The following is a 5,627-nucleotide window of genomic DNA, read 5'->3' on the forward strand; positions in this document are numbered from 1 at the left end:
ATAGGAGAATTTGCGGTATTCGGGTGCCGCATATGTCTTCTTGTTGGCTTCGAAATAGGCCGAAAGCACGTTATCGGATGGCGCCGCGATCGGCTCCACCAGTGCCTTGGGCAGCGTCAAATAGTCGATGGTGCGGTCTTCGCCGCGATAGAGCGCAACTGCCTTGAAGAAAGTGTCCGGAGCCTTGAGGCCGTCCGAGACCGCCTCGACAATCTGCTGGCGCACCGCCACCTGAGCACGGTTCTTCAAATAGTCCTCGGGTCGCATGCCAATCTGCTGCAGCATATATTCGAACGTTCTGCGATCGAACTGGCCGCCCGGGCCTTTGAAGGCCGGGTCTTCGCGTGTCAGCTCGGCCAGCCGGTCCTTGGAAAGTCCGAGGCCCAGCTTGCGGGCCTGTTCATCGAGAACGGCACCCGAGACGAGCTGCGCCAGCACCTGGTTGTCGACACCGAGCGCCTTTGCCTGTTCGTGGCTGAGACGTTGGCCGAACTGCTGCGACATGACGGCGAGCTGGCGATCATAGGCGAGACGGTATTCGTTGATCGACACTTTGGTGCCGCCAGCGGTTATCACCGAATCATGGCCGGCCAAACCGCCCATCAGCCGTCCGGAAACGCCCCAGACCAAAAAGCTGAGCACCAGCAGCACCAACAGCCCCTTCGCGACCCAGGTGCCTGCCGCGCTTCTCAATATACCAAGCATTTTTACTTCCGATTTATGCGCATTTTCGCATGCGCCGAGTCTGAAACAAGCGCAATAGCGCCCTTCCGGCCCACTGTCGATTGCTTTGTGGCCTGATTTTGGTAGTGAGGGCCAGAGCCCCGATATCATCCGGAGAAGCAAACCCATGACGCCAGGAATTCGCCCGCTCGTCGCCGGCAACTGGAAAATGAACGGCACCAGCGCCTCCCTCAACGAGCTCAGGATGATCGGCAACGGCTTCATTAGTGGGCTTGACGCGGAGACCGAAGCGCTGGTTTGCGTTCCCGCAACCCTGCTTGCCCACGCCGCCGAGATCCTGTCGCGCACGCCGGTGCATGCCGGCGGCGAAGATTGCCACACCAAGGAGAGCGGAGCCTACACCGGCTGCATCTCGGCGGAAATGCTCAGGGATGCCGGTGCGAGCCATGTCATCGTCGGCCATTCCGAATGCCGCGAGCAACGCGGCGAGGATGACGCCACTGTCCAGGCCAAGGCATCCGCCGCATGGCGTGCCGGGCTTGTTGCCATCATTTGCGTCGGCGAAACGCATGAGCAGCGTGAAGCGGGCGCCACGCTGGACGTGCTGTCGCGGCAGGTCGAGGGCTCGGTCCCGCCAAGCGCCACCCCGTCCAACACCATCATTGCCTATGAGCCGGTATGGGCGATCGGCACCGGCCTGACGCCGACGGCGGCCGACGTCGCTGCGGCACACGCACATATCCGCGAAAAGCTGTCGGAAAAGCTCGGCGGCGTCGCGGCGAAGGTGCGCATTCTCTATGGCGGCTCGGTCAAGCCCTCCAACGCGGTCGAACTGCTCGGCGTCAGGAATGTCGACGGCGCGCTGGTTGGCGGCGCCAGCCTGAAAGCGGCGGACTTTCTCGGCATCGCCGAGGCCTATCGCAATATTGCTTGAAGACATTTTCCCCGCCGGACAGGGCTTCCGGTGCACGAAATCGTTGCAAAGGACGGGTTGCTTCCCATATTCCGGCCACGGGCTTGGAAATGCCGTCAAAGCATTGTATTGAGCCGCCTCCAATTCACCGGTCGTGTCCGCGGCCGGGCAAGGCCTTGCCAGGATAAACTATGGAAACCGTACTGATCGTCATCCATCTCATGGTCGTGCTCGCCCTTGTCGGCGTGGTGCTGCTGCAGCGTTCCGAAGGCGGTGGCCTCGGCATCGGTGGCGGGTCCGGCTTCATGACCGCGCGTGGTGCGGCCAATGCGCTGACGCGTGCGACGGCGATCCTGGCGGCTGCCTTCTTCGCCACCTCCTTGACCCTGTCGATCGTCGCCCGCTACGGCGAAAAGCCGATCGATATCCTGGACCGCGTGCCGGCGACCTCGGACGGCGCCGGCAAAGGCGTGCTCAACCAGTTGCCTGGAACCACAACTCCGGCGCCCGCGGGCACCACCACGCCGACGCCGCCTTCCGGCAACGATGCTTCGGCTCCTGCGACTGCCCCGGCCACTGCGCCTGCCGCCGGCTCGACGCCGCCGGCGACCAACGGCACGGCTCCCGCCGCACCGGCGACCCCGCAGGTTCCAAACCAGTAGTCCTCGGTGCCTGAACGGCGATCTGTGGTCGTTTGAACACAGTCGCGGCAAATGCAGCGAGATCACGAAGATTCGACGGGGTGAGGCATGGCCCCACGCTTGAGGCGGCCGCGCTTATTCGACTATAGATTGCACGCGGCATTTCCGGCGCCCTTGGGGGGCGCTGGGCGACGCCGTGGCAACAAGCATAGAACGATCGGATCTTCGCCATGCAGCTTCGCAGCTTCATTTTCCTGGGACTTTGCGCCGCACTCGGCTTGAGTTCCCCCGCTTTCGCAGGCGTTCCGGCCAATATGGCCGCACAGCCTTCGGCTGAAACAACTTCTGCCATCAACATCGCCGTCAAGAGTGATGCGTCGCAACTGAAGCTTCTCAAGAAGAAGAAAAACCCGACGCCCGACGACCTCGCCCAGATCAAGAAGATCGAGGCCAAGATCGTTGCCGACAAGGAAGCCGCCAAAGCCAAGGCGCTCGAAGCCAGGAAGCTGGCAATGCGCGAGGCGGCAAAGGCCAAGGCCGACGCGGAACGGCAGGCGTTCCTTGCCAAGAAGGGCAAGAGCGCGCCGGCAACCGAGGTGGCCGATGCCAAGCCGGCCAGGAAGCAGGCTGCCAAGATCATCGAGCCTATCGAACCGATAGCGCCGATCCAGTCGGCCGAGCCGCTTCCGGCGGAGGCCATGAACGTCGCCCTGACCGGCAACAATGGCGAACTGCGCAGCGAAGTCATCGGCCAGAAGAAGCCGAGCGGCGGCGGCCTGTTCGCCGGCCTTTTCGGCGGGACGTCGTCCGGCTCCTCGATAAGCTATCTTCCCGAGACGCGGGCTCTCGATCAGGCTCTCGCCAAGAGGGAGGCCAAGAAGCAGTTCAAGGTGAAGCCGGAATTCGTGCCGCAGGACGTGGAATTCACTGGTTACGATGCCGGCACCATCGTCATCGACACCAGCGCGCGGCGCCTTTACCTCGTCGAATCATCTTCCACCGCGCGGCGCTACGCCATTGCGGTCGGTCGCGAGGGCCTGCAGTTCAAGGGCACGGTCGCGGTCGGCGACAAGCAGGAATGGCCGCGCTGGATCCCGACGCTGGACATGCAGAAGCGCGAGCCGAAGCATTACGGCCAGTATAAGGACGGCATGCCTGGCGGTGGCCAGAATCCGCTCGGCGCCCGCGCCATCTATCTCTATGACGGCAAGAAGGACACGCATCTGCGCATCCACGGCACCATCGCGCCGCAGTCGATCGGAACCAGCGCCTCTAATGGCTGCTTCCGCATGATCAACGAGCACGTCATGGACCTCTACAGCCGCGTCAGGGTTGGCACCAAGGTCGTCATCATCTGACGTTTTCGTCATCCTGCCGAAAGGGCCGGCTCAGCCGGCCCTTTTGTTTTGCCCTGTTCACGATCCGAGCGCCTTCTTGGGAAAAAACCTTCGCGGTGGTTTTTTCTCTGGCGGAATCAATCCGGCCGCGTTAAGCGATGACTCCCATGGCGCGATATGTATTCATCACAGGCGGCGTGGTTTCCTCACTTGGAAAAGGCATTGCCGCAGCGGCCCTTGGGGCTCTCCTGCAGGCGCGAGGCTATCGCGCACGCATCAAAAAACTCGATCCCTATCTCAATGTCGATCCGGGGACGATGTCGCCGTACCAGCATGGCGAGGTTTTCGTCACCGACGATGGTGCGGAAACCGATCTTGATCTTGGCCATTACGAGCGCTTCACAGGCCGCTCCGCCAACCAGCAGGACAACATCACCACCGGCCGCATCTACAAGAACATCATCGAGCGCGAGCGGCGCGGCGACTATCTCGGCGCCACCGTGCAGGTCATCCCCCACGTCACCGACGAGATCAAGAATTTCGTCCTCAACGGCAATGACGACTATGATTTCGTGCTGTGCGAGATCGGCGGCACGGTCGGCGACATCGAGGCGATGCCGTTCCTGGAGGCTATACGCCAGCTCGGCAACGACTTGCCGCGCAACAATGCCGTCTACGTGCATCTGACGCTGATGCCCTATATCCCGACGGCCGGTGAGCTGAAGACCAAGCCGACTCAGCATTCGGTCAAGGAACTGCGCGGCATCGGCATCGCGCCCGACATCCTGCTGGTCCGCGCCGACCGCGCTATCCCCAAGGAAGAGCGCAGAAAACTGTCGCTGTTCTGCAATGTGCGCGAAAGTGCCGTGATCCAGGCGCTCGACGTGCCGCATATCTACGACGTGCCGATGGCCTATCACAAGGAAGGGCTCGATTCGGAAGTCCTGGCCGCCTTCGGCATCGATCCGGCGCCGAAGCCGCGCATGGAGCCGTGGCAGGCGGTGTCCAACCGCATCCACAATCCGGAAGGCGAGGTGACCATCGCCGTTGTCGGCAAATATACCGGCCTCAAGGACGCCTACAAATCGCTGATCGAGGCGCTGTCGCATGGCGGCCTGGCCAATCACGTCAAGGTCAAGCTCGACTGGATCGAATCGGAGATCTTCGAAAAGGAGGATCCGACGCCGTGGCTGGAAAAGGTGCATGGCATCCTGGTTCCCGGCGGCTTTGGGGAGCGCGGCTCGGAAGGCAAAATCCTGGCGGCGAAGTTCGCGCGTGAGCGAAAAGTGCCGTATTTCGGCATCTGCTTCGGCATGCAGATGGCCTGCATCGAGGCGGCGCGGTCGCTGGCCGGCGTCGAGCATGCGTCTTCGACCGAGTTTGGTCCGACCGAGGAGCCGGTCGTCGGCCTGATGACCGAATGGCTGAAAGGCAACATGCTGGAGAAGCGCCGCGAAACCGGCGACCTCGGCGGCACGATGCGGCTCGGCGCCTATCAGGCCGAGCTCGCCAAGGGTTCCAAGATCGCCGAAATCTATGGCGACACGCAGATTTCCGAGCGCCATCGCCACCGCTACGAGGTCAATGTCGACTACAAGGAGCGGCTTGAGGATTGCGGCCTGGTGTTTGCCGGCATGTCGCCCGACGGCGTGCTGCCGGAAACAGTCGAGTATCCCGACCATCCCTGGTTCATCGGCGTGCAGTATCACCCGGAACTGAAAAGCCGGCCGCTCGACCCGCATCCGCTGTTCGCCAGTTTCATCGAGGCGGCGGTGGAGCAGAGCCGGCTGGTGTAGCCGGTCGGCCATGCAGACCTATGTCGCGCTGCTTTACAGCATCATTCTGGGCGAGGGCCGCCGGGTCGTCATGGCCGACCTCAAGGCCATGGCGGAAGATCTCGGGCTGAAGAACCCGCGCACCCTGGTGGCGACCGGAAATCTGGTCTTCGAGGCGCCGGCAACTGATATTGCCGACCTTGAACAGCGGCTGGAGGCAGCCTTCGAAAAAACCTTCGGCCGCCATGTCGACATCATCGTGCGTGGTGCCGAGGAC

The 5,627-nt window shown here is 62.5% G+C and carries 6 protein-coding genes; 5 read left to right on the plus strand and 1 reads right to left on the minus strand.

Going from position 1 to position 5,627, the window contains the following annotated elements; translation table 11 throughout:
• Positions 1 to 705: SurA N-terminal domain-containing protein (locus tag EN925_RS20815; protein ID WP_206632877.1), on the minus strand; the 705-nt coding region annotated here is incomplete at its 3' end.
• Between the two features lie 145 nt (positions 706 to 850).
• Here EN925_RS20815 and tpiA point away from each other — a divergent pair.
• The 5 genes from tpiA to EN925_RS20840 all read left to right on the plus strand — a co-directional run.
• Complete coding sequence (gene tpiA / locus EN925_RS20820; protein WP_127368770.1) at positions 851 to 1,618, plus strand: triose-phosphate isomerase; 768 nt, start codon at positions 851 to 853, stop codon at positions 1,616 to 1,618.
• A gap of 170 nt (positions 1,619 to 1,788) precedes the next feature.
• Positions 1,789 to 2,259 (plus strand): preprotein translocase subunit SecG, encoded by a 471-nt coding sequence (gene secG / locus EN925_RS20825; RefSeq protein WP_013531735.1) that lies wholly within the window; start codon positions 1,789 to 1,791, stop codon positions 2,257 to 2,259.
• Between the two features lie 209 nt (positions 2,260 to 2,468).
• Positions 2,469 to 3,596 carry a L,D-transpeptidase gene (locus EN925_RS20830; protein WP_063172119.1) on the plus strand — a complete coding sequence of 376 codons (1,128 nt, stop codon included), beginning with the start codon at positions 2,469 to 2,471 and terminating at the stop codon, positions 3,594 to 3,596.
• A gap of 137 nt (positions 3,597 to 3,733) precedes the next feature.
• Positions 3,734 to 5,371, plus strand: a complete 1,638-nt coding sequence (locus EN925_RS20835) for a CTP synthase (RefSeq protein ID WP_013531733.1) — start codon at positions 3,734 to 3,736, stop codon at positions 5,369 to 5,371.
• Between the two features lie 10 nt (positions 5,372 to 5,381).
• The coding region (locus EN925_RS20840; protein ID WP_128336876.1) for a DUF1697 domain-containing protein at positions 5,382 to 5,627 on the plus strand (246 nt) is incomplete at its 3' end.

It is taken from the genome of Mesorhizobium sp. M7A.F.Ca.US.006.04.2.1 (assembly GCF_004022915.1).
GTDB classification, from domain to species: Bacteria; Pseudomonadota; Alphaproteobacteria; order Rhizobiales; family Rhizobiaceae; genus Mesorhizobium; species Mesorhizobium ciceri.

Coding starts and splice junctions, on each gene's coding strand:
- tpiA (WP_127368770.1), top strand. CDS start 851: ATGACGCCAGGAATTCGCCCGCTCGTCGCCGGCAACTGGAAAATGAAC.
- EN925_RS20830 (WP_063172119.1), top strand. CDS start 2,469: ATGCAGCTTCGCAGCTTCATTTTCCTGGGACTTTGCGCCGCACTCGGC.
- secG (WP_013531735.1), top strand. CDS start 1,789: ATGGAAACCGTACTGATCGTCATCCATCTCATGGTCGTGCTCGCCCTT.
- EN925_RS20835 (WP_013531733.1), top strand. CDS start 3,734: ATGACTCCCATGGCGCGATATGTATTCATCACAGGCGGCGTGGTTTCC.